Genomic DNA, 24607 nt, shown 5'->3' on the forward strand with positions numbered 1-24607 from the left:
GGTCGAGCCCGCTAGGCTCTCGAAGGTCCATCATGAAATTCACCCTCTCCTGGCTCAAGGACCACCTCGACACCGAGGCCTCCCTCGACACCATCGCCGAGACGCTGACGCGGATCGGCCTGGAGGTGGAGGGCGTCGAGGACAAGGCCGCCGCGCTCAAACCCTACGTCGTCGCAAAAATCCTGACGGCGGAGCAGCATCCGAATGCCGACCGGCTGCGCGTCTGCACGGTGGAGACCGGCGCCGGCGCGCCGGTGCAGGTGGTCTGCGGCGCCCCGAACGCGCGCGCGGGCCTCGTCTCCGTCTTCGCGCCGCCGGGCACTTATGTCCCGGGCAAGAACATCACCCTGTCGGTCGGCACGATCCGGGGCGTCGAGAGCCGCGGCATGCTGTGCTCGGGGGCCGAGCTCGGCCTCGGCGAGGACCATGATGGCATCCTTGAGCTGCCCGCCGACGCGCCGGTCGGCCAGCCCTACGCGCTCTATGCCGGGCTCGACGATCCGGTCATCGAGATCAACCTGACGCCGAACCGGTCGGACTGCACCTCGATCCACGGCATCGCCCGCGACCTCGCGGCGGCCGGGATCGGCACGCTCAAGGGCGAGCCGATCCCGGCTGTGCGCGGCGACGGCCCTTGCCCTGTCGGGGTCGAGCTGGCCTTCGAGCCGGCGGATCGGCACCTCTGCCCGCTCTTCGCCCTGCGGCTGGTGCGCGGGGTGAAGAACGGCCCCTCCCCGGCCTGGATGCAGGCGCGCCTGCGCGCCATCGGCCTGCGCCCCATCAACGCGCTGGTCGACATCACCAACTACGTCACCTTCGACCGCGGCCGGCCGCTGCACGTGTTCGACGCCGCCAAGGTGTCGGGCGGCCTCGTGGTGCGCCGCGCCCGGGACGGTGAGAGCCTGCTGGCCCTCGACGGGCGCACCCACGCGCTCACCGACGAGACCGTGGTGATCGCCGACGGGAACGGGGTCGAGTCGATCGCCGGCATCATGGGCGGCCAAGCCTCGGGCTGCGACGAGACCACCACGGACGTGCTGATTGAATCGGCCCTGTGGGATCCGACCAATATCGCGCAATCCGGCCGGCGCCTCGGCATCATCACCGATGCCCGCTACCGGTTCGAGCGCGGCGTCGATCCGGCCTTCACCTTGCCGGGCCTCGATCTGGCGACGCGCCTCGTGGTCGATCTCTGCGGTGGCACACCGAGCGAGGCGCAGGTCGCCGGCGAGCCACCCGAATCCGAGCGGAGCGTCGATTTCCCCTGGAGCGAGGTCCGCCGCCTCGCCGGCCTCGACGTGCCACAGCCCGAGATGACGACCATCCTGGAGACGCTGGGCTTCCACGTCTCGGGTACTGGCGACCGGGTGACGGTGCGCACGCCGTCCTGGCGGCCCGACGTGGAGGGCAAGGCCGACCTCGTGGAGGAGGTCGTGCGGATCGCCGGCCTCGACCGCATCGAAGCCAAGCCGCTGCCGCGTCTGGCCGATGTGGGCGGCGCGCTGCTCACCGTGATGCAGAAGCGCACGCGTACCGCCAAGCGTGCCCTGGCGAGCCGCGGCCTGATGGAGGCCGTGACGTGGTCCTTCGTCCCGCACGACGACGCCGTCCTGTTCGGCGGCGGCGGTCCCGATCTGGCCCTGGCCAACCCCATCGCCTCCGACCTGTCGGACATGCGCCCGAGCCTCGTGCCGGGCCTGCTGCGCGCCGCGCAACGCAACGCCGACCGCGGCTACCCGGACGCCACCCTGTTCGAGGTCGGCCAGTGCTTCGCCTCCGACGAGCCGGAGGGGCAGACGATCCGCGCTGCGGCGGTGCGCCGGGGCAGCGCCACCCTCGCGGGGGCCGGCCGCCACTGGGACGGGGCGACGGATATCGTGGACGCGTTCGACGCCAAGGCCGATGCCCTGGCCCTGCTCGGCAGCCTCGGCGTGCCGACCGGCGGCCTGCAGGTGACGGCCGGCGGCCCGTCCTGGCTGCATCCCGGCCGCTCGGGAACCCTGCGCTTCGGCCCGAAGACCGAGATCGGCTGGTTCGGCGAGGTACACCCGCGCACACTCCAGGCCCTCGACCTCAAGGGCAGCCTCGTCGCCTTCGAGATCGTGCTGGATGCTCTGCCTCTGCCGAAGCACAAGCCGACCAAGGTCAAGCCGGCGCTCGCGCTCTCCGAGTTCCAGCCCCTGTCACGCGACTTCGCCTTCGTAGTCGGCCGCGACGTGCCGGCCGGCGACATCGTGAAGGCCGCTCAGAACGCCGAGCGCAAGCTGGTGACGGGCGTCGATGTGTTCGACCTCTACGAGGGGCCGGGCGTGCCGGAGGGTGCGAAGTCGGTGGCGATCGCGGTCCGGCTGCAGCCGGTGGACCGCACGCTGACCGATGCCGAGATCGAGGCCGTGAGCGCCAAGATCGTCGCCGAGGTCTCGCGCCGGACCGGCGCGACGCTTCGGGCCTGAGAAGCAGCATGGACCGGACCGCTCTTCTCATCGCGGATCTTGCGGCGGCCGAGCACCGGCCGACCGCGGCTCTGCGCGAGGCCGTGAAGCATCCAGCCGCGATCGCCGAGGCGACGCTGCCGCTGCTCGAGAAGGCGGCAGATGAGCGCGAGCTGACCCCGGAGGAGACCAACCTCCTGTTCTGGGGCCTGCACGTCATGGCGCAGGCCCGGGACACGCGGGCCCTCGCGCCGCTGCTGCGCCTCCTGCGGCAGGACGAAGAGAGCCTCGACGCCGTTCTCGGTGACGCCCTTACGGCGACCCTGGCCAAGGTCCTGGCGAGCCTGTTCGATGGCGATCCGCAGCCGCTGTTCCGCCTGATCCTCGACAGCACGGTCGACGATTTCGCCCGCATGGCGCTGCTCTGCGCCTGCACCTTCCTGACCCTGGAGGGCCGGATCGACCGCGCCGCGATGCACGACCTCCTCGTCCGGTTCGACGATGCGCAGGCCGCCGTTGAGGAGGCGACGGCCTGGACCGGTTGGGAAGAGACGATCGCCCATCTCGGCTTCCGGGACCTCGCCCCCCGGGTTGCGGCGGCCCGCGCTGACGGACGCATCACCGATGAGGTCAGCGACGCGGAGTGGTTCAAGGAAGCCCTGCGCAAGGCCGAGACGAAGCCGAACGACCGGGACCGGCTTGGCCCCTACCAGTACGGCTATCTGGACGATGCGGTCGAAGCCCTCGACTGGACCGTCGAGGGGGCGGGGGAGCCGCAGCGCAACCCGTTCAAGGATGTCGGCCGCAACGACCCCTGCCCCTGCGGCTCGGGCAAGAAGTTCAAGAAATGCTGCCTCGGCAAGGAGCAGGCCGAAGGCCCCTGGATGCCGCCCGGATCGCTACTCGGCTGAGACGCTGGTTCCACTGAGGGGATTCTCCGGATCCCAGCCGTAGTGCAGCGTCTCGAACCGCATCGAGCGCGCATCCACCATCAGCAGGCGGCCGACCAGGGGCTCGCCGAAATCCGTCACCGCCCGGATGACCTCCATGGCCATCAGCGAGCCCATTACGCCCGCGAGCGCCCCCAAGACGCCCGCCTCAGCGCAGGCGGGAACGCTGCCGGGTGGCGGTGGGCTCGGGAACAGGCAGCGATAGGTCGGGTTCGGGGTACCGTCCGGCCCGCTCTCGTGCGCCCGGATCGTGGTGAGCGTCCCGTCGAAACGGCCGAGGGCCGCCGTCACCAGCGGACGGCGGGCGTGGAAGCAGGCATCCGAGACGGCATAGCGGGTGGCGAAATTATCGGAGCCGTCCGCCACGACATCGTAGTCGGCGATCAACGGGACCGCGTTGTCGGGATCGATGCGGATGGGGTGTGGAATCACCGCGACATGCGGGTTGAGCCGCGCGACCGCCTCGGCGGCGCTCTCGACCTTCAGCCGGCCGAGATCTGGCGTGCCGTGGATCACCTGCCGCTGCAGGTTCGACAGGGAGACCGTGTCGTCATCGACGAGGCCGATCGTGCCGATTCCGGCCGCCGCGAGGTACTGGATCAGCGGTGCTCCGAGGCCGCCCGCGCCGATGACGAGCACCCGGGCCGCCTTGAGCCGCGCCTGCCCGGGGCCGCCGACCTCAGCCAGGACGAGGTGGCGGGCGTAGCGTTCGATTTCGTCGGACGAGAGGGCCATGCGGCAGCCCCATAGTCCTTCGCGGCGGCGCACGGAAGCAGCGCCAGGACGAATCGTCAGAATCGGCGCTGGGGCGAAGGGGCCCCAGAGCCATGGTTCAGCAGCGAAGAGGAGGGGCGACGCTCAGCGCGGCGCCAGGATCATGATCATCTGCCGGCCTTCGAGCATCGGCTCGCTCTCGACCTTGGCGATCTCAGCCGTCTCGTTCTTGACGCGCTCCAAGAGGCGCAGGCCGATGTCCTGGTGAGCCATCTCACGGCCACGGAAGCGCAGGGTCACCTTGACCTTGTCGCCCTCCTCGAAGAAGCGGTGCACCGACTTCATCTTGGTGTCGTAGTCGTGCTTGTCGATGCCGGGGCGGAGCTTGATCTCCTTGACCTCGACCGTCTTCTGCCGCTTGCGGGCCTCGTTCTGCTTCTTCTGCTCGTTGAAGCGGAAGCGCCCATAGTCGAGCAGCTTGCAGACGGGCGGCACGGAATTCGGCGCGATCTCCACGAGATCGAGGCCGGCTTCCTCGGCGAGGTTGAGGGCGTCGAAGAAGGGGACGACGCCACGGTTCTGGCCGGTATCGTCGATCAGCTGCACTTCCCGCACACCGCGAATGTCGCGGTTGGCGCGCGGCCCGTCCTTCTGCGGGGCCGGCATGGCTCTCATCGGTCTACGAATGGCTTAGGTCTCCTGCTGCAACGACGAAATGGCGGATCGGACGACCCCTGCGAGGATCTCCTGGCCGCCGGCCGCTCCGGTCTCTTCCGGACATACTACGTTGGGGGAAGCGCGGCCAGAGTCAACGGCTGACCGAGGCGGCGACCGAAAATAATCGGCAATGACCGCGGGATGTCCTTAACACGTCACGGCCGCGCCAAATCCGTGGGCGCCCCGAGCAATTCGGCATAGACCGCGAGGGTATCGCCGACCATGCGGTCCAGCGAGAAATGCGCCTCGACATGGGACCGGGCTCGGCGTGCCAGCGAATCGCGGGCACTGGCTCCGAGCGACAGGGCCTCGGTGAGCGCTGCCGCCAGCGCCGCCGCGTCCCCCGCCGGGACGCGCCAGCCGGTGCGCTGACCGGCGAGCACGTCGGGCGGCGCCAGGACGGTTTCGGGAACAGCCCCAAGGTCGGAGACCACCACCGGCGTGCCGAGTGCCTGCGCCTCGACGGCCGACCGACCGAACGCTTCGGGCTCGACGGAGGGGACCGCCACCACGGAGGCGGCCCGGAAAGCCGCTGGCATGTCGGTGCAGTGGCCCACCCGTCGCACGACGGCGCCCAGATTCCGCGCCGCGATCAGCCCGTCGAGTTCGCGCTCGTAGGAGGTCCGGCCCTGGGGATCGCCGGCCAGCACCACGGCGATGTCCGGAATGCCCCGATCCCGCATCTGGGCCGCCGCCTCGATCAGGACGCGTTGTCCCTTCCAGGCGGTCAAGCGCGCCGCCAGGAGGATGACGCGTTCGTGGGGCGCTACATTCCAGGCCCGACGCAGGGCCTCGACCCGGCCGGCACCGACGGCGACAGGATTGAAGACGGCGAGATCGGTCCCGCGATGGATCACCCGGACCCGGTCGCCAGCCTGCTCGGGATGCACCCGGTGGATCAGTTCGGCGGTGTAGCGCGAATTGGCGATCACCACGTCGCCGCGGGCCATCACCGAATTGTAGAGAACCTTCACGCTGGTCCGCCCGGAATAGCTGCCGTGATAGGTCGTCACGAAGGGCAGGCCGAGCTGCCGCGCGGCGCCGAGTGCCACCCAGGCGGGCGCGCGCGAACGGGCATGGATGATCTGCACGCCCTCGCGGCGGCAGAGCCGCATGAGCCGCAGGACGTTGACCGCCATCGCGGCCGGGTTCTTGGACGCTGCCGGGAAGCGGAGCCAGTGGCCGCCCTTCGCCTGCAGCTCCCCGACCAAGCGGCCGCCTTCGGTCGCCACGAGGGCACGGGCCCCGACCGCCGCGAGGGCGCCGGCGACATCAACCGTCGTGCGCTCGGCTCCCCCGGCGTCGAGTTCCGGGATGATCTGCAGGACGCGCGCGGCCGCCAGGGCTCCGACCGCGCCGGGAAAGCCCGAGAGGCCACGGGGCTCGTGACCTGCCCGCGACCCTTCGGTGAGGACACGCAGGCCCCCGACCGGTATCTGCCAAATGCTCGCTGCCATTGCTCCAGCATCGCCGTCGCGCTTTACGGTCCGGTAAACGGATCTTGAAGCCAAACGGCTCACGGACCGGGTTCTTGATCGGATGGACAGGGTTATCGGAGATCAGCATGACCGATACGGAACCGAGCTTCCTCACGGTCGGCGCAGGCGCCGCCGAACGGCGCATCGCACTGCGCGTGCGTCCGGGCTCCGGCCCGCCGGTGGTGTGGCTCGGCGGCTTCCGCTCGGACATGAAGGCCACGAAGGCGACGGCCCTGGACCAATGGGCCACCGGGGCGGGGCGCAAATTCGTCCGTTTCGATTATGCAGCCCACGGGGAATCGAGCGGCACCTTCACGGATTGCACCATCAGTTCGTGGCTGGTGGATGCGCAGGCCGTGCTGAGCGCGCATGTCGATGAGCCGCCGATCCTCGTCGGCTCATCGATGGGGGGCTGGATCGCCTGTCTGGCGGCGCGGGAGCGGCAGCTTCGGGGCGAGAAAACAGCGGGCTTGGTGCTCATCGCCCCCGCCCTGGATTTCACCGAGGATCTGATCTGGAACCGCCTCGATGACGCGGCGCGCGCGGTCGTGCTGCGCGACGGCGTCCTCAAGCGGCCGAGCGACTACGCGCCGGAACCGGACCCGATCACGCTCACACTGATCGAGGATGGCCGCAAGAATCGCCTCCTCGGCGGATCCTTCGATCCGGCCTGCCCGGTCCACATCCTGCAGGGGATGCAGGATCCGGACGTGCCCTACACACACGCCCTGAAGATCCTGGAGCATCTTCCCGCCGCGGGAACGGTGCTCACTCTGATCGCAGACGGCGACCACCGCCTGTCGCGGCCGCAGGATATCGCGCGGCTCGTAACGGCGGTGGCCGAGATCGTCTGACTGATGAAGGCCCGAAAGCCTCAGTGCAGGCTGACGGGCTGCAGATCGTGCGCGGCGGCGTTGGCCAGCACGACAGCGCGGGAATCGGCGAGCATGATCGGTGCACCGCTCGCCGAGAGCAGCGCAAAGAGGTCGAGACCCGGCGTCAGTTCCGGGGCCTGCGGGAAGAAGCGGCGCACCTCGTCGGACCGGATCGGCCGGACGTAGGCGATGTGCCCTTCACCGAGCGCCGCGAGATCGGCCGGCTGGAAATCGGCGGGATCAAGATCGGCGGGGGTCAAGGGCGACGGGTTCAGATCGGTCATCAAAGCCCTCCTGGGGTGGCAGAGCGTCTTCCGCCGGTCCCGAAGGCACCGGCGGCACGACACTCATGTGGGGATTGGTACCGTCCAATCAATCTCGCTCAGCCGCGCGCACCGATATCGATCTTGCGGACGATGCGATCCGGCTCCGGCCGGACGAGATCAATCGACAGCAGGCCATTGGCGAGGTCTGCACCCAGAACCTCCATGCCGTCTGCCAGCAGAAAGGTCCGCTGGAACTGCCGCGCCGCGATGCCACGGTGCAAGAACTGCCGCTCGCGCTCGTCGATCTGCCGGCCGCGGACCACGAGTTGGCTCTCTTCCAGCATCACGTCGAGCTGATCGCGGGTAAAGCCGGCTACCGCCAGGGTGATCCGGAGGCGCTCGGGCTCGCTCTCGGTGCGGGGCAGACGCTCGATATTATAGGGTGGATAGCCGTCGTTGGCGGCTTTGGAGACCCGGTCGAGGGCCTGCTCGATCTCATCGAAGCCGAGCAGGAACGGGTGCCCGAAGGGCGAAGTACGCGTCATCGCGGCCGTCATCCAGAAAGCGAGGCCTCCGCGTCGGAGCTTGCCGCCGCCCCGCTACGCCTGAGCACCTCGTCGACAGGGAGCCCGCCCGGGCAGCGCTCCGCCGGACGAGACGCCGCCGGCAACGGAACGATATGGCCGCGGTCGTGCGGGCCATCAAGGGAGGGACCGGGTTTCGTGCGCAAACGGCCGCACGGGCGCCGCCGGCCGAAGACAGGCATTTTTGGCAAATCGAGACGGGATGAAACGGCATATCGCGGAGCGGCTAGGCTTCACCCTAACAGTTTGGAACTGCTCTGATTTCTCCGCTGGCCCTTGATCCCGACCGCGCGCCTGGCTTACTGCGCGGCTATCGCTTGGCTTGGCTCACCCGGCCGGGCAACCGGATTTCTCCTGCGACGCGAGGCATTCCAGCCCATGAACGCGCCCCAGATCCCATCGGACCGCGCGGCGCTGCGGCGTGTGGTCGATGTGTGCGGCGACGAGGCCGAGATCCTCGCCTTGTCGGTCGCCCGGTTCGTTGCGGCCGGCTACATGACGAGCGATGTGGCCTGCTGGAACGCCGCCTTCGACGGGGCCGAGCAGCTGCTGGGTGCCGCCGAAGGCTGCCGCTTCGTGGCCTGCGTCGTGGCGATCATCCGGGCGTTGCGGGCTGAGCGCGAGGACGACTGGTCGTTCATGCCGGCGAGTTGCTGCCGCGTGACCGGCCATGAATGCGCGCTGGTCGACCTCATCAACCGCGGGCGGCGCCGTCATTGGACGGACCTTGAGGAGGCTGCGGCGGAGATCACCGGGCGCGAGGCGGCCCCCCGTCTCGTGGCGGCGGTCCGCGCGGCGGTCGAACCGCTGGACGCGGCTGCGGCACGTTTGGCGCCGGCGGCCAGCCACAATGGCGTGATGCTTCACTGACGCGTCCGCGGGGATCGGATACGGCGGCGGTAGCGGCGGGCGTCGCCCCGCTGAACTGGTTTTGGAGAGGGCAATAGTTCCGTGCTTCCACTCAGCACTCCCTTGTACCGTCGGCGGATAGGGCGCATCGCCCTGGATACGGCGGCCTGCTTCGCGCTTTCGGCGCTCCTCGTCGCGTCGGCCCTGGCCCAGGATGCGGCGGAGAAAGCCGCCCCGCTGAAGCTGCAACTTAACAAGGTGGAGACCGCGGGCGAGGCCTGCCGGATCACCATGGTGATCGACAACACCAAGGGCGCGGGGCTCAAATCCTACAAGGTCGATCTCTTCGCGTTCGATACCGATGGGGTGGCGCAGAAGCGGGTAGCCGTCGAACTCGGGCCGCTCCCACCGCGCAAGACCGTCGTGAAGATCTTCGATTTCCCGGGAATCGCCTGCAACAAGGTCGGGCGCGTCTTGTTGAACGACGTCCTGGCCTGCGACGGGGGCGATGCCGCCCGCGAGGCCTGCCTGGAACGGACCGAGACCGAGACCAAGGCCGGGCTGCCGTTCGACCGCTGATCGCGGCCGCGTGAAGGACGAAGCAAAACGACCGTCCGGCGGCAGAGACCGCCGGGCGGCCTGCGGCTTTCGCCGCAGCCTAAGACGATTGCGGCTCAGGGCCGCTTGAGACCAGGATGCCAGGAGCCCGCGATGGACCCGACACAAGCACCGATCGAGGCGGCCCACGACTTCTCGTTCCTCGGCCTGTTCCTGCAGGCCGACCCGATCGTGAAGGGCGTGATGATCCTGCTGGTGATCGCCTCCATTGCCTGCTGGACCGTGGTGTTCGAGAAGATCATCCGTCTCGCCGCCGCCCGACGCCAAGCCAAGGATTTCGCAACGCTGGTGCGGTCCGGCGGGAACCTCGACGGTGATCTCAACGGCATTGCCGGCCACGTGGCGCAGGCCGCCATCGACGCGTGGCGCGATCAGGACGCTTCCGAGACCCGCGCAGAGCGCCGGGAGCGGATCGAGCGGGCGATGAAAGGGGCACTCACCCTGGAGGTGAAGCGCCTGCGCACCGGCCTGTCCCTGCTGGCAACCTCCGGTTCGACAGCGCCGTTCGTGGGTCTGTTCGGTACGGTCTGGGGCATCATGAACTCGTTCTCGTCGATCGCCCGCAGCCAGGACACGTCGCTCGCCGTGGTCGCGCCGGGCATCGCCGAGGCGCTCTTCGCCACCGCCATCGGCCTCGTCGTCGCGATCCCCGCGGTCATGGCCTACAACAAGCTGTCGGGCGACGTGAGCGCGATCCAGAGCACCTTCTCCTCCTACATCTCGCTGCTGGGCAACCGCCTCGCCCGCGACCGGGCCGGCACGCCGCACCGCGCCGCGGCCGAGTAAGCCCGATCAAACCCCTCTCCCGCGCCCGCCCGGACGGGCCGGCCGCACCGGAACCGGAGACGCCCGATGGCGATGGGATCCATTCGCGCGAGCGATGACGACGATCTCGACGACATGCCGATGTCCGACATCAACGTGACCCCCATGGTCGACGTGATGCTCGTGCTGCTGATCATCTTCATGGTCGCCGCGCCGTTGATGACAACCGGCGTGCCGGTGCAGCTCCCGAAGACCGCGGCGCCCAAGGTGGCGCAGTCGAAGAAGCCCGCCGAGGTGACGGTCGATAAGGACGGCAACCCGTCCATCGCCAAGGAGGTGTTCACGATGGAGAGCATCGTGCCGCGCCTGCGTGAGATGGCGGCCGCCGACAAGGACCAGGTTATCCTGGTGCGCGGTGATCGGGACGTGCCCTACGGCAAGGTCATGGAGGTGATGGGTCTCGTCGGTCAGGCCGGCTTCACGAAGGTGTCGCTGATCGCCCAATCCCCCGGTGCCGCCGCCCCGGCGGCCGCTTCCGCCCCCCCCGCCGGGGCTGCCCGTTGAGCCGATGACCAGCTTCGTATCGACGGACCCGCACGCCCCCTTCGGCGAGCGTAGCCCAACCGGGCTGGTTGCGGCCTTTGTGATCGCGCTGGCCCTGCATATCCTGGCCCTGACGGCTGCGATGTTCCTGCAGCTCGCAGCGCCCACGCCGCCCGGCGAGCAGCAGATCACCGTCGATCTGGCGCCAATCATGACGGAGGCACCGACCGAGACCCCGGCCGAACAGCAGATGAGTCAAGCCGCGCCGCCGGAGACGAAGCCTGTCGACCTGCCGCCGGACGAGGCCGTCCAGCCCCCGCCGCCGGCCGAGCTGGCCGAGGTCAAGCCGGAGGAGACCCCGGTGGTCGAGCCGCCGCCGCAGGCCGAGGCGGTCGAGACACCCAGTCAGGTGATCACCTCGACGGCGGAGAGCGCCGAACCCCTAAGCCCCCCGCCGGCCGAGGTAGCCAAGACCGAGGAGCCGCCGAAGCCGACACCCGATCCGGCCAAGATCAAGGCCGAGCGGGAGGCCAAGCTGCACAAGATCCGGGAAGAGAAACTCCGTGAGGAGCGGCGCGAGGAAGCGCGGCAGGAACGGCTGGAGGAGATCCGCGAGGCCAAGGCGAAGGCCGCCCGCGAGGCGAAGGCCCGGCAAGCCAAGGCGCAACAGGGCGCGGAGGCGCGCAACTCCGCCTCGGCGTCGCGCCAGAACGCGACCGGCCGGGCCGCGGCAGGCAACGACCCCAGCGCCATGCGGCAATGGACGGGGGCGATCAGTGCGGCGATCCATGGGCGGATGAATGCCGGCGCCGCCAACGGCACAAGCGGCGGAACGGCGGTCGTCCGCTTCACGGTTCTGCGCTCGGGGCAGGTCACGGCCGCCGGCTTGGCCCGGTCCAGCGGGGTCGGCCAGATCGACAGCGCCGCGCTCTCCGCGGTTCGCGGCAGCCTCCCCGCGGCCCCGCCCGGCGTGACGCAGGCGAGCCTTTCCGTGTCGATACCGCTCAACTTCAGAGTGCGTTAAATCGAGGCCCGCAACGTCCGGCCTGCAGCCAGGGGCTCTCGACTGATCAGAACTTCAGACGTTCGTCACGAATATTGTGCGTTGGCGTACGCGACGGGCGCCACGGATTCGCCATCGCCCCAGCGGGCATGCTAAGCCTCGTCGAACACGCTCCTTTGTGCTGCCGGCGGTGGCCCGGGGAGCAATATATCCGGCCTTGCCCTCCCCCTCGAACAGGCCGGACCTGCCCAGTCGCCGTCCAGCGCAGGTTGCGAAGGATCGGAAGCGCTGAGCATGGGCGAAAGGGACAGGATGAGCGACGAGACTGAGTACGACCTCGACGAGGAGAACGCGACCCGCGACGCGGAAGCGGAGGCGAAGACGCGGGCTGAGAACCGTGCCGAGCGTGCCGAACGCGCCGAGCGGATGGCCCGGGAGGGCGCGCAGGCGATGGCGGAGCATCACGCGGCGATCAAGGCCGTGGATGAGCGGACCGTGAAGCTGCGGGCGCTCAGGCTCGCCCGGGAGGCCGCGGACGCGCAGACCAAGGCGGCCGAGAAGGAAGCCAAGGCCGCCGCAAAGGGCGCGGGCAAGGGCTCAGCCGCGAAAGGTGCCGCCAAGAAGGCCGCACCGAAGAAGACCGCCACAAAGGATTAGAGGCCGATGGCCGACGATCGCAATCGCCGCCGCTTCAGCGATCCACGGGCGGCAGCCGAAGCGGCCTTCCGGGCCGCCACATCCCCGAAGCCTGAGGCTGCCGCCCCACGGCAGGCAGCGCCGCGCCTTGCCACCCCCCCTGGGGCCCGGGAAGTGGTCAGCTTGCGCCTCGACAGCGCGGTGCTCGCCCATTTCCAGAAGGACGGGCCGGGCTGGCAGGACAGGATCAACGCAGCGCTCAGGGCGCTCGTCCCCGCCGCCGAGGACTGAGACGTCGGGAAACGGACCGGGATCACGCGGTCCGCGGACGCTCCCGCAGGATCCGGTTCACCGCGCGGTCCAGCGCCGACAGGAAGGCCGATCGGTCGGCCTTCGAAAACGGCTTCGGGCCGCCGGTGATCGTCCCGGCCTCACGCAGGGACTGCATCAGGTCGCGGGTTGCCAGCGCCATTCCGATCGAGGATTCGCTGAACGGCTTGCCGGTGAAGGCCAGCACGGTCGCGCCGGTCTTCACGCACCGCGCGGCGAGCGGCACGTCGGCGGTGAGGACGATGCTGCCGGGCCCGGCCCGCGCGGCGATCCAGTCGTCGGCTGCATCGAGGGCGGAGCCGACCACGACCCGCATGATCCAGGGCTCCCGCGGCAGATTCAGGACGCTGTTGGCGACCACGTGGACGGTGAGCCCGTAGCGTGCGGCCACCCGGTAGGTCTCGTCCTTGACGGGGCAGGCATCGGCATCGAGGTAGATGGGCGGTCCCGCCGGTTCGGTGCTCATGCGCGGGGTACGAGCTTCGAGGTGAAGCCCGCCAGGATCAGGATTACGCCGAGGGCGAACAGCCCGTGCTCGATGTCACCGCCCACCGAGAGCAGGACAGCGCGCCCGAAGACCAGCAACCCGATCAGCGGCAATCCGAAGCGCAGGGCCATCTTCACGGCCAGCAGGAGGGTGGAACGGGGGGCGTCGGCGCGGGCCATCAGCGAGCAATCGCCGCGCGGCGGGAATCGAGGGCCGTGACGGGGGCGGCCTCGGCATGGCCGCGTTCGAGCGTGGCGACCGCGAGGGGGGCGCCGCGGCCACGCAGGGCGTGGGCGCCCAGCGAGCGGGCCCGGATCCCATCGGGTAGCCGCGGCAGCCGCTCGAGGAGATCCTGCGAGATCAGGATACCGACGCCCAACGGCCGGCACAGGGCCTCGATCCGCGACGTCACATTCACGGCATCGCCGAAATACGCGATCTTGTGCCGATCGACGCCGACTTCGGCCGTCACCACCGAGCCGCCGTGCAGGGCCGCCCGGAGCCGCGGCACGGTCCCGAACCGGGCAGCCCAGGCTGGCGCATCCGCCTCGATCCGGTCGAGCACGTCGAACAGACAGGTCACGCAGCGGGCATCCTTGAGGCCACGGGCCATCGGCCAAGTGATGATGGCGAGGTCCCCGACGTAGTCGTCGACCGAGCCGCCGTTGCGACGCACCGGCTCGGCCAGCGTCGCGAACACAGCCCCGAGATAGGCCTGGGCGCGCAGGTCGCCATGCGCCTCCGCGAAGGCGGTGGAGCCAACCACGTCGAGGAAGAGGAAGACGCGCTCCTCCGCCACCGGCTTGTGGTAGCGGCCGATCATGAAATTCACGAACACCTCGCCGCCGATCAGGTCGCGCATGCGAATCACGAACACCAGCAGGCCGGATACGGCCAGCGCGTAGGCGAGAACCCGCGCGGTCATCCGGGTCGCCGAGGGGAGGTCGTCGGGCGTGAGCGCGAAGGTCCAGACGAGCAGGCCGCCGAGCGCGTTGCCAGCCATGATCATCAGAACGTAGGCGAGTTCGGCGGCCACCACGTAGAGCCAGGCCGGGAACCGGCGGATCCGCGCCTGCAAGCCGGCCAGGATCAGGCCGCGATCGAAGGCCAGCACCGTCGCGCCCATGCAGAGCCCGTAGGTGAAGCCGGCCAGCGGGGAAGCACCCGCCGCGAAGATGATGTTATAGAGCAGCCCGGCAGCCGCAGCCGCCAGCAGGATAAGGACCCAGAATATCCGGTGGGCGGGCAGCATCGGCGCAACTCCAGCATGGACAACCGACCGGCCGTGCCCCGGACCGGTTTCCACGCGACCGGCGCGCCGCCGCGGACTCGGCGGGCCTGTGCCGCCCGACATCAGGCCATAGCCTAAAGTGCAGCGCCGCGCCCACGCGCCGCCCATTGCTCAACAATCCAAGATGGCGCGAGTAAGGCGTGTCGAACCGCCGAATCACGAAGCCGCCCGGCGTCCGCGTCCTCGAAAGGTCCGCGGTTGCCCGAGACGCGCCCAACCAGGGAAGGGAACGACGCCATGCAGGCCAGGAGCTTCGGTGCGGCCCGCCGCCCAGTTTCGATCATCGGCCAGGGAACGTGGCACATCGACCGGTCGGACCGCGGCGACGCGGTCGCCGCGCTGCGAGCCGGCATCGATGCCGGCATGACCCATATCGATACGGCCGAGATGTACGGGGATGCCGAGGCGATCGTCGCGGAGGCGATCGGGGATTGTCGCGAGGAGGTCTTTCTCGTCTCGAAGGTGGTTCCGGGCAACGCCACCCGCCGCGGCGTGGCACGAGCCTGCGAAGAGTCGCTCCGGCGGCTGCGCACCGACCGCCTCGACAGCTACCTGCTGCACTGGCCGGGCCAGTATCCTCTGGAGGAGACGATCGCGGGTTTCGAGGACCTGCGTCGCGCCGGCAAGATCCTGTCCTGGGGCGTCAGCAATTTCGACGTTGAGGATCTCGATCGGGCGCTCGCCGTGGCGGGACCAGACCGCATCGCTTGCAACCAAGTGCTCTACCATCTCAACGAGCGGGCGATCGAGCATGCGGTGCTCCCCTGGTGCGAGAAGCACGGGGTCGCGATGGTCGGGTATTCGCCCTTCGGCAGCGGCGACTTCCCCGACCCCGCAAGCGTCGGCGGTCGGGTCCTGGAGGGGATCGCGCAAGCGCACGGGACGACACCCCACGCCGTGGCCCTCGCCTTCCTCACCCGCATGGCGGGGACCTTCACGATCCCTAAGACCGGGCGCCCGGCCCGCGCGATCGAGAATGCGGCCGCGGCCGACCTGCATCTCGGTTCGGCCGAGATCGCCATGATCGACGCGCATTTTCCCCGGGGGCCACGACCCCGGATGTTGCCGATGCTTTGATGTCTCGGCTCCTCGGCGCTAAGCGACGGCCACCGCCATCACCTGCGGTGCCGTCCGCACCCGGTTCCGACCTGCGGTCTTGGCGGCATAGAGGGCGGCGTCCGCCGATATGAACAGGGCTTCCGGCCCCTCGCCGGCATCGGGGGCGGCGCTCGCGACGCCGATGCTGACGGTGGCGACACCGCCGATCTCCGGAGCATGCGCGATCTGCAGGTTGATCACCGCGCGTCGGACACTCTCGGCAACGCCGATCGCCTGCGTGAGATCGAGGCCGGGCAGGATCGCCACGAACTCCTCGCCGCCGATCCGGAAGCCGAGGCTCCCGACCGTCAAGGTCCGGCACAGGCAATCGGCGATCGCCCGAAGAACCTCGTCGCCGCGGCGGTGCCCGAAGCGGTCGTTGAACTGCTTGAAATGGTCCGCATCGACAATCAGCAGCGACAAGGGCGTGCCGAAGCGTGTGGCCTGCTTCCATTCCACCGCGAAGTGCTCGTCGTAGCTGCGCCGGTTCGGCAGGCCGGTCAGGCCGTCCGTCCGGGCAAGAACCATGAGGGCAGCATTGGCCTCTCGCGTGGAGGCGGTCGCGGCCGCATGCCGTCGGAACTCCCGCTGAACGAGAATCGTCAGCCCGACGCTCAAGCCGTTCAGGCACAGGATCAGCGCAGCGATGATCGCCGCCTTGTAGATCCAGCGGGCCTGGATGCTGTCCACGCTCGTGGCCACGGTCACGATCAGCGGGAGGTCCCTGAGATTGGCGAAGCTATACAGCCGCATCTCGCCGTCGAGGTGCGAGTGGCCGAGAAACTCCCCGCGTTCGCTGGCCCGGTAGGCGCGATAGCCGGGGCTGGTGGCGATGCTGCGGCCGAGCGTTCCGGGCTTGGCCGGCACTCGGATCAGCAGCGTCCCGTCCTGCTGGAATACGTTGACGATGAGGCCGTCGTCGAAGCGCAGGCGGCTAAACTGAGCTTGGAACTGGTCGAGGTCGAGGGATCCCGTAACGATTCCCGCGAAAGTTCCGTCCGGCGCCCCGACTGCCCGTGTCATGCGGATGATCTCCCGCCCGGTCATCAGCGAGCGGCTGGGTCCCGTCAGGATCAGGCCCAGCCCCGGATTCGACCGCAGGCTCTGGAACTCGCTCAAGGCGCTCAGGTCCGATGTCTTCAACGCGCCGGTACTGCTCGCGGCGACGATGTACCCCTTCGCGTCCGTGACCGCGATCAGCCCCAAGCCCGGTCCGATGGCAGCGGCATTGAATGCCGCGAGGCGCTGGAGTTTCGCAACCAAAGCGCCGCCATCCGGCTCACTCGCAAAGCGCGCGGCAGCGCGCAGCGAGAGATCGTAGGCCTGGATGTTATGCCCGACGCCCTCCTCGATCACCGAGAGCAGAGTGGCCGCGTTGCGCCGGGCGTTCTGCCAAGCGATGTCGTGGAGATCGATGCAGAGATAAACGCCGAGTAGAGTCAGGCACACCAGCAGCCCGCCACCTGCCGCGCCGATCAAGCGCGAGGCCGGTACTGCGAGCGACGCGCGAATCGCTAGGACGGACGATCGCAGAAGCATGGATACCGCATCGAGACGTCTGCGGTCGAACGCGCGTGCGGACGCCGGATCGAAGATCAGTAACGAGTGTGACAGTCGAACTTTTTATACAATGTTACCGCGCGAGCCCGATCCGCTTAAAATCAAGGGATACAGTTTTTCCGGCACAGGGCCGACTGACATAGCCAGGCTTGAGGCCGCCCCCTGGGGCAGCTGATCCGCGGCAGGGGAGACGAGGGAGCTCGGCCCTCAGTCCCCAATTCCGAACAGCTTCTCGATGAAGTTGCGATCATCCTTCTGCACGCGCCGAGCCGGTGAAGGCGCACGCGGCGCGGGCGCCTCCGGCGCGCCGAAGATTTGGCCGAGGATCCCAGCCGGCGCCTCCGGGGCCGCGTTCGCCACCGAGGCAGTCGTTTCCGGCGCCCTGCGCCAGCGATTGATGTTCGGCAGCGGAACGGGATTCTGTCCCTTCAGCGCCTGCGTCATGTAGGTCTTCCAGATCTCGGCGGGCAGGTTGCCGCCGGACACCTTCTTGGTCAGCTCGCCGTCGTCGTTGCCAAGCCAGACCCCGGTCACGAGGCTGCCCGAGAAGCCGATGAACCACGCGTCGCGATAATCCTGGGTGGTGCCGCTCTTGCCCGCGAGGTCCCAGCCCGGGATGTCCGCCTTCCGGCCGGTTCCCGAGACGAAGGTCTCGTGCATCATCGCGTTCATCATGCCGTCGGCGTCGGCGCTCATCACCCGGCCGAGCCCGCTTTCGGCCCGCTTGTAGAGCACCTTGCCGTCCGCGCCCTTCACGGCCGTGACCACGTAGGGGATCACGCCGGTACCGCCGTTGGCGAAAGCCCCATAGGCGCCGACCATCTCCAGCAGCGTCACCTCGGAGGTACCCAGCGCAATCGAGCCGTTGGCCTGCAGCGGCGAGGTGATGCCGAGCCGCTGCGCGGTCTGCACCACCACCTTCGGGCCGACCTCTTGGCCGAGACGGACCGCGACGGTATTGAGGGACTGAGCCAGGGCCGTGCGCAGGGTGACAGGCCCCGCATAGCGATGCGAGTAGTTCTCCGGCGCCCAGTTGCCGATACGGATCGGCGCGTCCTCCCGCACCGTGTCGGGGGTGTCGCCGTGCTCGACGGCGGCGAGGTACACGAACGGCTTGAACGAGGAGCCAGGCTGGCGCTTGGCCGTGGTGGCGCGGTTGAACTGGCTCTGCGCGTAGTCGCGCCCGCCGATCAGTGCGCGGATCGCCCCGTCGGGGCGCATCGAGACCATCGCGCCCTGGCTTACATTGAAGCGCTCGCTCTTGGCGTTCAGCTCCTCGGTCAGCGCCCGCTCGGCGGCGGCCTGCAGGCCCGTATCGACGGTGGTCTGGACCGTGATGTCGGTGTCGAACTTGCCGACGTAGTCGTCGAGCACGTCCATCACGAGGTCGGCGACGTAGTTCGCCGAGCCGCCGCCGCGGGCGTTGGCGGGCTTGGCCGGCTGGGCCAGCGCCACCTTCACGTCCTGCGCGGTCACGAAGCCGAGTTCCTGCATGGCGGCGAGCACCTGCGCGGCGCGGGCCTGGGCAGCCGGGAGGTTGCGGTTCGGGGCGAGCCGCGAGGGCGCCTGAACGAGGCCGCCGAGCATCGCCGCCTGGGCGAGCGACACCTCCTTGGCGGGCTTGCCGAAATAGCGCTGCGCCGCCGCCTCGACCCCGTAGGCGCCGGCTCCGAAATAGACGCGGTTCAGGTAGAGTTCGAGGATCTCGTCCTTGCTGTACTTGTGCTCCAGCCAAAGGGCGAGGATCGCCTCCTGGATCTTCCGGGAGGCCGAGCGCTCGGGCGTCAGGAACAGGTTCTTGGCGAGCTGCTGAGTGAGGGTCGAGCCGCCCTGCGCGACGCCGCGCCGGGTCAGGTTCTGGCCGATAGCCCGCAGGATGCCGACCGGATCGACGCCGAAATGCTGGTAGAAGCGCCGGTCCTCGATCGCCACGAAGGCCCGCGGCAGGTAGGGCGGCAATTCCTTGATCGAAACCACCCGGCCGCCGGTCTCGCCGCGGTTGGCGAGCAGCGTGCCGTCGCTCGCGAGGATCGCGATGTTGGGCGGGCGCTTCGGGACCGCCAGCTGGTCGATCGGCGGAAGCTGGGAGGCGTGATAGGCGATGAGGCCGGCAAGCCCGATGACGCCCCAGAGGCCGAGCACCACCGTGGTGTAGACGATCCGGCCCAGCCACGAACGCCGCCGCCGCTTCCGGCCCGCCGCCGGACGTGACGGTGCCTTGGACGGCTTGCGTGCCGGCCCGTTCGCTCGCTGTGCCACGCTGTCTCCCGTTCCAGCCCGGTCCTCCCGGGACAGGCGCAGATCGAGGTCGCCGCGATCCCGAACGCGCCCCTCCGGCACGTCGAAATTCGGCTCTCTCCTGCCGCGACCCTCACCTTGACCCTTGGCCATGCATTCCGTCTTCGATTGATCCGAATCGGCGCGCCCGAACCCTGCGCAGCCGCGCGGCCTTCCCACGGAAAAGGCGACGGTTTCGGGACCGGACATGACACGGGCCGTCGCCGCTGCGTGTCCGCCTTGTCGAATCCGTTTGTGACCGCATCGCGGTCACGCTGGACGAGAAGGCTCGCCAATCCGTTAAGAGCGCATCAACCTCTTCCGCTGGCCGGGACACGGACAGTCGGGCGAGGGCTACGCCTCCGGATCCGGGCGCACCATGACCCCGAGGACGCGCCGTGCCTCTGCGAGGAGCACCGGATGCCGGGCCGATTGCGGACCCTCATCGGGCGTCTCGCGGCCGAGCCGGGCAATGCGTGACCGAAACAGGCGGCGGCGCAGGCCGAACCGCCAAAGGCTCATCAAAAGGGCCTGGAGGACCAACCGGACGGCCTCGGTCCGCTCCCGCTCTCGAACAAGCTCGAGCTGCAGGGCCTCCTCGCGGTGGCGGGCCGCCTCGAGGTCCCTGCGGGTCGCGGCCCGTTCGGCCTCATCCCCGCGCGCAGCCGCGAGCTCGATCCGGCATTGCTGCAACGCGCTGAGCAGCAAAAGCTCCTGCGCGGACGCATCCCTCATCAAGCCCTCCTGAAGCGTCACCACCCGGCCGCCACTCGGGTGGAACGCCCTACCCTCGCGTCACCCGCGCCGCATGTTCGGCGTGGTCGACATCAGGCGACGCCATAGCGAGCACAGGCGCTGGCAGGAAGCCGGCATCCGGATTATTTCGCCTCGTCATCACGCGTCACGGGGGAATCGGGAACGTGCGGAAACGGATTGCTGCGGCCGGCGTGGCCGGCGCGCTGGGGCTGGGCCTGAGCGGTCTCGGCCCGGCCCACGCCTATCAGCTCGACACAGTGAACTTGATCGCCTGCGCGCAGGAAGGGGGCGTGTGCCGGATGCCCTATCCGACCAACGTCTATTTCGGGGTGCCCGGCCGAACCAATGGCCGGCCGTTCCCCCAGGGTGGCGTGATCGCATGCAACGTTCAGACCTTCGGCGATCCGGCCCCGGGCCGGCCGAAGAGCTGCTGGTACGCCCCGCGCATCTCCACCGGGGGATCGAGCGAACGCTACCGGAACGACGATTACGACGACCGACGCCGCGACACGTATCGCGACAACCGCGACTATTACGATCGTCCGCCCGTACGACGCCCATACGACGACGATGACGACCGGCCCGCGCCGCGGCGCTACAGGGGCGACCCGGACGATTATTGATCTCCCTCGTCGGCAAGCGCCAGGATGCCGTATCTGGGCTGTTAACGGCCATCCGGCATGGTTCCCGGCAGCAAAGCCCGGCTTTCGCGGGCGCGCGGGTCCGTATGGAGGGACATATGACGGAGGACCGCCGCGGCACGTTCCGCAGGAACGCCTTCACGTTCGGCTCCCTGCTGCTCGCCCGCGGCGAGGTTGGCTGCCTGGTCTGGGATGCGACCGAGACCGGTGCCCAGATCGAGGTCGAGGACGACCAGCCGGTGCCGGACCGGTTTCCGTTGCGCCTTTCGGCGGACAGCGCTCCGCGCCCGGCCACCGTCGCGTGGCGGCGCAGTCGCCGGATCGGCATTGCCTTCGAGGGCTGAGACCGTCGATCAGCTCGCCCGCAGGACCGGTCGCGCGGTGGGTGCGCCGGCCGGCGCGAGGTGGAAGCGTGCAGGCCTGACAAACAGAAAGCCCAGGCGCGTGCCGCGTACCAGCCGTTCCAGGAGAAGCGGCAGCAGCACCGCGACGACCATGACCGCAAGACTGACCGCGCCGATATCGGCGATGATCCCGGTGCGGATGAGGATCTCCCGCGCCGCCGCCATCGGCAGCGAGAAGGCGAGGTAGATGACGATCGAGCGCTGCCCGCAGGTGCGGATCGCCTCCGCCACGGGACCGCCGGCTCGGCCGATGAGGGCGGCCACGACCACGATCGCCAGCGCACCGGCCGCCCCGAGGGCGAGGCTGACGACGGGCAGGCTCGCCAGGGTCGGATGCACGGGATCGGCGGTGGGCGTCAAGGCGAGCCAGGCCTCCACGCCGGCCCAGAGCGCGAGGCCGATGAGGGCCGGGCCGAAGCGGCGCCGCGCAGCATCGGCCAACGCGAAGATCCTGTCAGCAAACAGATAGCCGGCAACGAAGTAGACGTAACGGGCGCAGAATTCCTCGATCAGGGTCGAGTCGCTGCGGATATCCGCGATCTGCAGCAGGGCGGCGGCGACCAGCAGCAGGCTGCCAGGGACACTGCGCAGCACTTTGGTCACGACCGAGAACACCGCCAGCAGATAGATGAACCACAGGCTTGAATAGGGCTCGATCAGGGCATGCGCGAGATGGGCAGCGAAGGCCGTCGGGCCGGCATCGCCGGCGATCTTGCCGTATTTGGCGGCCGACTGGATGACGAGCCACAGCAGGTAGAAATAGGCGAAGTGGACCACCCGGCGGTCCGAGAACAGGCGCCAGTCGCGGTCGATCACCCGCCCGATGAACAAACCCGACAGTAGGAAGAAATCGGGGATCCGGAACGGCTTCGCGAAGGCGACCACCGGGTGGAGGAAGCCCTCGCCGCCCATGGCGTCGCCCGTGCCGGTCACGGAATGCATCATCACGACCAGCAGGATGCAGATTCCCTTGGCGATATCGACCCAGGCGAGTCGATCCCGTGCGTCCGCTGCCCACGCCATTGCCGCATCCCCAGTACCAGCCTGATCCTGGACCGGGCCTGGTTGACGGCAAGCCATGAAAACGGCGCGATCTGCCGACGTGGACAAGAGGCAGTAAATATTCGCCGTTCAGGTCTTCCGCTTGGTGGCCCGGCGGTCGCGGGTCATCCGCGTGGCCGCGTGAAAATCATCGGGCTTGCCGCGGACCCACACGAGGAACCGCGCGATCTCCGGATCGGTGCGCAGCGCCGCCACGTCGGCGAGGCGCTTGGCGATCTTGGCCTCGCTGTAGCGCGCATGGATGGCCGAATGGCAGATCTGGTGCAGCCGTACGGTGCCGCGGTGGGTACCGCCCTTCAGCTTCGGCGTGAGGTGATGCAGGCTGGAGCGGGCGCGGGATGGAATTGGCCGTTCACAGAGCGGACAGATCGGATCGGGCTCGCGTGCGCCGGCCGGCGGATCGAGACTCTCATCCTTCCAGCGCTGGGACCGCCGTCCGACCACGCGCGCACTCCTTCCTCAAGCCGCCCTTCCGCTGGACCTGCGGCAGGCAGCCGGCGCCCCCACGCACCCCGAACCAAGCCGCCGCCTCGCGATCCCGGCTGCCGAGGATGGAGACGTGATCACCTGGGACCAGCTCGATGCGCGCCTTGAGCCCAACCACGGCGGCAAGCGCCAAAGCAAGCTTGGCGGGCACCACCGGATCGTCGCGGCCCTGAACGATCAGCACCGACGCCGTCCCGGAGCGGATCCGCAGATCGGAGCGGTAGGTGTCGCGCAGGAGCCAGGACGGAGCCAGCGGGACATGCAGCCGCACCGGGTGCGCCATCACGTCGAACGGTGCATCCAGGTAGAGACCGCGCGGGGCGCCCGCGACCGCCACGGCGGCGGCGAGGGCCTGGAGCGAGCGGGCCCACCCGGCCGCGCGCCAGGGATCGGCGCAGAAGCGCGCCGCGTGCGGCTCGGGGCGTGAACCAAAGCCGTGGAAGCTGACCACGATCCCGCAATCCGGCGCCTGCGGCCGCCAGCGGTCGCGCAGCCGCTCGCCATCCTCGATCTCGATGATCTGCGCCTCAACGGCCGGCGGTGCGGTCGTGGGCGGCATCGACCGACAGGCGCCCGGATAGATGAAGCGGCCCACATGAAGGCCACCACCGCAGCAGCAAAATACATCCGACAGGAGACGCAACCATACAGATATACAATACGCGCATGTTGGACGCCGCTTTGCGGCGACCCCCACAATGCGATCTCCGCAGAGCAACCCGATCAATCGCAAAGATAGAATGGCAGCACTGTCGATCTTGCTATTTCGGAAGACTCAAGCTTTTCATCCGGAAGAACGAGTCGATGGCACGCTTCGTATGACCGGACAAACGCGAACCCAACGCTTTGATCTTCGCAAGCCAAGCGAGAATTTTCTATACATTGTTCTAACCTTTCTTTTGCTCGGCATAGCGCTCGATCAGGATTGGGTAAACGATCAGCCTGCAACTTTCGCGTGGGCCATGTCCGCCTGGTTGCTCAGTTTGTGCCTGCACGAGTTCGGACATGCCTGGGTCGCCTGGAAGGGCGGCGACGACGCGATCTTGGAGACCGGTTACCTGACACTCGACCCGCGGCACTACATCGATCCGATGTTCTCGGTGGTGATGCCGATGATCTTTCTCATGATCGGCGGGATCGGATTTCCGGGCGGCAGCGTGCTGATCAACCGCGCGCGGCTCCGCAGCCGTGCGTGGCAAAGCGCGATGTCGGCGGCCGGACCGGCGATGAACGGGCTGTTCCTGATCGCCCTGATGGCCTTCTATCAACTCTGCTCGGAGGAGGCCGAGGGGCTGCGGCTGGCGATCGCCGCCGCTGCCTTCGTGCAATGCACCGCCCTCGTGCTCAACCTGTTGCCGATCCCCGGTCTCGACGGCTACGGCATCCTGCAGCCCTGGCTTCCCGACACCGTCCAGGCCATCGGGGGCAAGATCGCCGTATATTCCGGCGTGATCTTGGTGGGCCTTTTCCTCGTCTCGAGCAGCTTCGGCCAAGCCTTATCGCGGGCGGGATTTGCTATGGCGATTGCCGCAGGCTTCGAGCATTCCGACATCGTATTCGGCTGTCATGCGATGCGGCTCTGGTGAGCCGAGACGGCCGGACGATGCCTGTAGCCATCCAACATTGACAAAGTGCGGCGCGGGCCTGAGTCTGGAAGCGTTCCGAGGGGGGCCCCGCAGGGGGCTGAGATTGGGCATACGGCCCTGACCCTTGAACCTGATCCGGCTCATACCGGCGGAGGGACGGGAACCTGCGGCCGCGTGCCTCGCGGCCGGCTCTCGCATC

General features: G+C 68.8%; 28 protein-coding genes and 1 riboswitch. Of the genes, 14 read left to right on the forward strand and 14 right to left on the reverse strand.

The window, feature by feature from the left end; translation table 11 throughout:
- Positions 1 to 32: 32 nt before the first annotated feature.
- Positions 33 to 2453, forward strand: a complete 2421-nt coding sequence (gene pheT / locus BLQ49_RS07615; protein WP_091714695.1) for a phenylalanine--tRNA ligase subunit beta — start codon at positions 33 to 35, stop codon at positions 2451 to 2453.
- 8 nt (positions 2454 to 2461) lie between these two features.
- Positions 2462 to 3343 carry a DUF1186 domain-containing protein gene (locus BLQ49_RS07620; RefSeq protein ID WP_091714697.1) on the forward strand — a complete coding sequence of 294 codons (882 nt, stop codon included), beginning with the start codon at positions 2462 to 2464 and terminating at the stop codon, positions 3341 to 3343.
- Here BLQ49_RS07620 and BLQ49_RS07625 read toward each other — a convergent pair.
- The 3 genes from BLQ49_RS07625 to BLQ49_RS07635 all read right to left on the reverse strand — a co-directional run bounded on the left by BLQ49_RS07625 (position 3332) and on the right by BLQ49_RS07635 (position 6270).
- Positions 3332 to 4117 (reverse strand): HesA/MoeB/ThiF family protein, encoded by a 786-nt coding sequence (locus BLQ49_RS07625; protein ID WP_091714699.1) that lies wholly within the window; start codon positions 4115 to 4117, stop codon positions 3332 to 3334. The two genes, BLQ49_RS07620 and BLQ49_RS07625, sit on opposite strands and share 12 nt — an antisense overlap.
- A 123-nt stretch (positions 4118 to 4240) precedes the next feature.
- Complete coding sequence (infC, locus tag BLQ49_RS07630; protein WP_244007340.1) at positions 4241 to 4762, reverse strand: translation initiation factor IF-3; 522 nt, start codon at positions 4760 to 4762, stop codon at positions 4241 to 4243.
- 206 nt (positions 4763 to 4968) lie between these two features.
- Positions 4969 to 6270 carry a glycosyltransferase gene (locus BLQ49_RS07635; protein ID WP_091714702.1) on the reverse strand — a complete coding sequence of 434 codons (1302 nt, stop codon included), beginning with the start codon at positions 6268 to 6270 and terminating at the stop codon, positions 4969 to 4971.
- A 107-nt stretch (positions 6271 to 6377) separates the two neighbouring features.
- Here BLQ49_RS07635 and BLQ49_RS07640 point away from each other — a divergent pair, with 107 nt between their 5' ends.
- Positions 6378 to 7145 (forward strand): alpha/beta fold hydrolase, encoded by a 768-nt coding sequence (locus tag BLQ49_RS07640; RefSeq protein ID WP_091714705.1) that lies wholly within the window; start codon positions 6378 to 6380, stop codon positions 7143 to 7145.
- A gap of 20 nt (positions 7146 to 7165) precedes the next feature.
- Here BLQ49_RS07640 and BLQ49_RS07645 read toward each other — a convergent pair whose 3' ends face one another.
- Positions 7166 to 7450, reverse strand: a complete 285-nt coding sequence (locus tag BLQ49_RS07645) for a BQ00720 family protein (protein WP_091714707.1) — start codon at positions 7448 to 7450, stop codon at positions 7166 to 7168.
- A 98-nt stretch (positions 7451 to 7548) separates the two neighbouring features.
- The gene (locus BLQ49_RS07650) at positions 7549 to 7977 is read right to left on the reverse strand and encodes an Hsp20 family protein (RefSeq protein ID WP_091715122.1); all 429 of its coding nucleotides are present in this window, start codon (positions 7975 to 7977) and stop codon (positions 7549 to 7551) included.
- A gap of 417 nt (positions 7978 to 8394) precedes the next feature.
- Here BLQ49_RS07650 and BLQ49_RS07655 point away from each other — a divergent pair, with 417 nt between their 5' ends.
- From BLQ49_RS07655 to BLQ49_RS07685, 7 genes are all read left to right on the forward strand, one after another.
- A complete protein-coding gene (locus BLQ49_RS07655) occupies positions 8395 to 8886 on the forward strand; it encodes a hypothetical protein (protein WP_091714709.1) in 492 nt (163 codons plus the stop codon).
- 81 nt (positions 8887 to 8967) lie between these two features.
- Positions 8968 to 9444 (forward strand): Tat pathway signal protein, encoded by a 477-nt coding sequence (locus BLQ49_RS07660; protein ID WP_091714710.1) that lies wholly within the window; start codon positions 8968 to 8970, stop codon positions 9442 to 9444.
- Between the two features lie 132 nt (positions 9445 to 9576).
- On the forward strand, positions 9577 to 10269 hold the full coding sequence (locus tag BLQ49_RS07665) for a MotA/TolQ/ExbB proton channel family protein (RefSeq protein WP_091714712.1): 693 nt from the start codon (positions 9577 to 9579) through the stop codon (positions 10267 to 10269).
- Between the two features lie 66 nt (positions 10270 to 10335).
- Positions 10336 to 10812, forward strand: a complete 477-nt coding sequence (locus BLQ49_RS07670; RefSeq protein ID WP_091714713.1) for an ExbD/TolR family protein — start codon at positions 10336 to 10338, stop codon at positions 10810 to 10812.
- Positions 10813 to 10816: 4 nt separating this feature from the next.
- Positions 10817 to 11815: an energy transducer TonB family protein gene (locus tag BLQ49_RS07675; RefSeq protein WP_091715124.1), complete on the forward strand. Its 999-nt coding sequence runs from the start codon at positions 10817 to 10819 to the stop codon at positions 11813 to 11815.
- Positions 11816 to 12106: 291 nt separating this feature from the next.
- Positions 12107 to 12451 (forward strand): hypothetical protein, encoded by a 345-nt coding sequence (locus BLQ49_RS07680; RefSeq protein WP_091714715.1) that lies wholly within the window; start codon positions 12107 to 12109, stop codon positions 12449 to 12451.
- A gap of 6 nt (positions 12452 to 12457) precedes the next feature.
- Complete coding sequence (locus tag BLQ49_RS07685) at positions 12458 to 12721, forward strand: BrnA antitoxin family protein (protein ID WP_091714717.1); 264 nt, start codon at positions 12458 to 12460, stop codon at positions 12719 to 12721.
- A 22-nt stretch (positions 12722 to 12743) separates the two neighbouring features.
- On the opposite strand, the gene BLQ49_RS07690 is transcribed toward BLQ49_RS07685, so the two are convergent.
- Genes BLQ49_RS07690 through BLQ49_RS07700 form a run of 3 tightly spaced genes read right to left on the reverse strand, consistent with a single transcriptional unit; the run spans position 12744 to position 14499 of the window.
- Positions 12744 to 13226 carry a YaiI/YqxD family protein gene (locus BLQ49_RS07690; protein WP_091714718.1) on the reverse strand — a complete coding sequence of 161 codons (483 nt, stop codon included), beginning with the start codon at positions 13224 to 13226 and terminating at the stop codon, positions 12744 to 12746.
- A complete protein-coding gene (locus BLQ49_RS07695) occupies positions 13223 to 13426 on the reverse strand; it encodes a hypothetical protein (RefSeq protein WP_091714720.1) in 204 nt (67 codons plus the stop codon). The genes BLQ49_RS07690 and BLQ49_RS07695 overlap by 4 nt, the downstream gene beginning before the upstream one ends.
- Positions 13426 to 14499 (reverse strand): adenylate/guanylate cyclase domain-containing protein, encoded by a 1074-nt coding sequence (locus BLQ49_RS07700; RefSeq protein WP_091714722.1) that lies wholly within the window; start codon positions 14497 to 14499, stop codon positions 13426 to 13428. The genes BLQ49_RS07695 and BLQ49_RS07700 overlap by 1 nt, the downstream gene beginning before the upstream one ends.
- A 276-nt stretch (positions 14500 to 14775) precedes the next feature.
- Here BLQ49_RS07700 and BLQ49_RS07705 point away from each other — a divergent pair, with 276 nt between their 5' ends.
- Positions 14776 to 15615 (forward strand): aldo/keto reductase, encoded by an 840-nt coding sequence (locus BLQ49_RS07705; protein WP_091714725.1) that lies wholly within the window; start codon positions 14776 to 14778, stop codon positions 15613 to 15615.
- A gap of 18 nt (positions 15616 to 15633) precedes the next feature.
- Here the strand turns inward: BLQ49_RS07705 and BLQ49_RS07710 are convergent, their stop codons facing one another.
- The 3 genes from BLQ49_RS07710 to BLQ49_RS07720 all read right to left on the reverse strand — a co-directional run bounded on the left by BLQ49_RS07710 (position 15634) and on the right by BLQ49_RS07720 (position 20208).
- Positions 15634 to 17175 (reverse strand): GGDEF domain-containing protein, encoded by a 1542-nt coding sequence (locus tag BLQ49_RS07710; RefSeq protein ID WP_091714727.1) that lies wholly within the window; start codon positions 17173 to 17175, stop codon positions 15634 to 15636.
- Positions 17176 to 17403: 228 nt separating this feature from the next.
- Complete coding sequence (locus BLQ49_RS07715; protein ID WP_091714728.1) at positions 17404 to 19587, reverse strand: transglycosylase domain-containing protein; 2184 nt, start codon at positions 19585 to 19587, stop codon at positions 17404 to 17406.
- Positions 19588 to 19827: 240 nt separating this feature from the next.
- Positions 19828 to 20208 carry an ATP-dependent helicase gene (locus BLQ49_RS07720; RefSeq protein WP_091715126.1) on the reverse strand — a complete coding sequence of 127 codons (381 nt, stop codon included), beginning with the start codon at positions 20206 to 20208 and terminating at the stop codon, positions 19828 to 19830.
- 185 nt (positions 20209 to 20393) lie between these two features.
- Between BLQ49_RS07720 and BLQ49_RS07725 the strand changes: the two genes are divergently transcribed.
- Both BLQ49_RS07725 and BLQ49_RS07730 read left to right on the forward strand, forming a co-directional pair.
- Entirely contained in the window at positions 20394 to 20852 is a 459-nt protein-coding gene (locus tag BLQ49_RS07725; protein WP_208859022.1) for a hypothetical protein, read from the forward strand.
- A gap of 116 nt (positions 20853 to 20968) precedes the next feature.
- Positions 20969 to 21214, forward strand: coding sequence for a pilus assembly protein PilZ (locus BLQ49_RS07730; protein ID WP_091714730.1), 246 nt, complete (start codon positions 20969 to 20971; stop codon positions 21212 to 21214).
- Positions 21215 to 21223: 9 nt separating this feature from the next.
- Here the strand turns inward: BLQ49_RS07730 and BLQ49_RS07735 are convergent, their stop codons facing one another.
- From BLQ49_RS07735 to BLQ49_RS07745, 3 genes are all read right to left on the reverse strand, one after another.
- The gene (locus BLQ49_RS07735) at positions 21224 to 22297 is read right to left on the reverse strand and encodes an acyltransferase family protein (RefSeq protein ID WP_091714732.1); all 1074 of its coding nucleotides are present in this window, start codon (positions 22295 to 22297) and stop codon (positions 21224 to 21226) included.
- Between the two features lie 108 nt (positions 22298 to 22405).
- Positions 22406 to 22780 carry an HNH endonuclease family protein gene (locus BLQ49_RS07740; protein WP_091714733.1) on the reverse strand — a complete coding sequence of 125 codons (375 nt, stop codon included), beginning with the start codon at positions 22778 to 22780 and terminating at the stop codon, positions 22406 to 22408.
- Positions 22746 to 23381, reverse strand: coding sequence for a hypothetical protein (locus BLQ49_RS07745; RefSeq protein ID WP_244507498.1), 636 nt, complete (start codon positions 23379 to 23381; stop codon positions 22746 to 22748). Before BLQ49_RS07745 ends, BLQ49_RS07740 begins: the two co-directional genes overlap by 35 nt.
- A 181-nt stretch (positions 23382 to 23562) precedes the next feature.
- Between BLQ49_RS07745 and BLQ49_RS07750 the strand changes: the two genes are divergently transcribed.
- Positions 23563 to 24408: a site-2 protease family protein gene (locus BLQ49_RS07750; protein WP_143012222.1), complete on the forward strand. Its 846-nt coding sequence runs from the start codon at positions 23563 to 23565 to the stop codon at positions 24406 to 24408.
- Positions 24409 to 24476: 68 nt separating this feature from the next.
- Positions 24477 to 24582, forward strand: a riboswitch (TPP riboswitch).
- The last annotated feature ends 25 nt before the right edge of the window (positions 24583 to 24607 follow it).

Source organism: Methylobacterium phyllostachyos (assembly GCF_900103445.1).
GTDB lineage: Bacteria > Pseudomonadota > Alphaproteobacteria > Rhizobiales > Beijerinckiaceae > Methylobacterium > Methylobacterium phyllostachyos.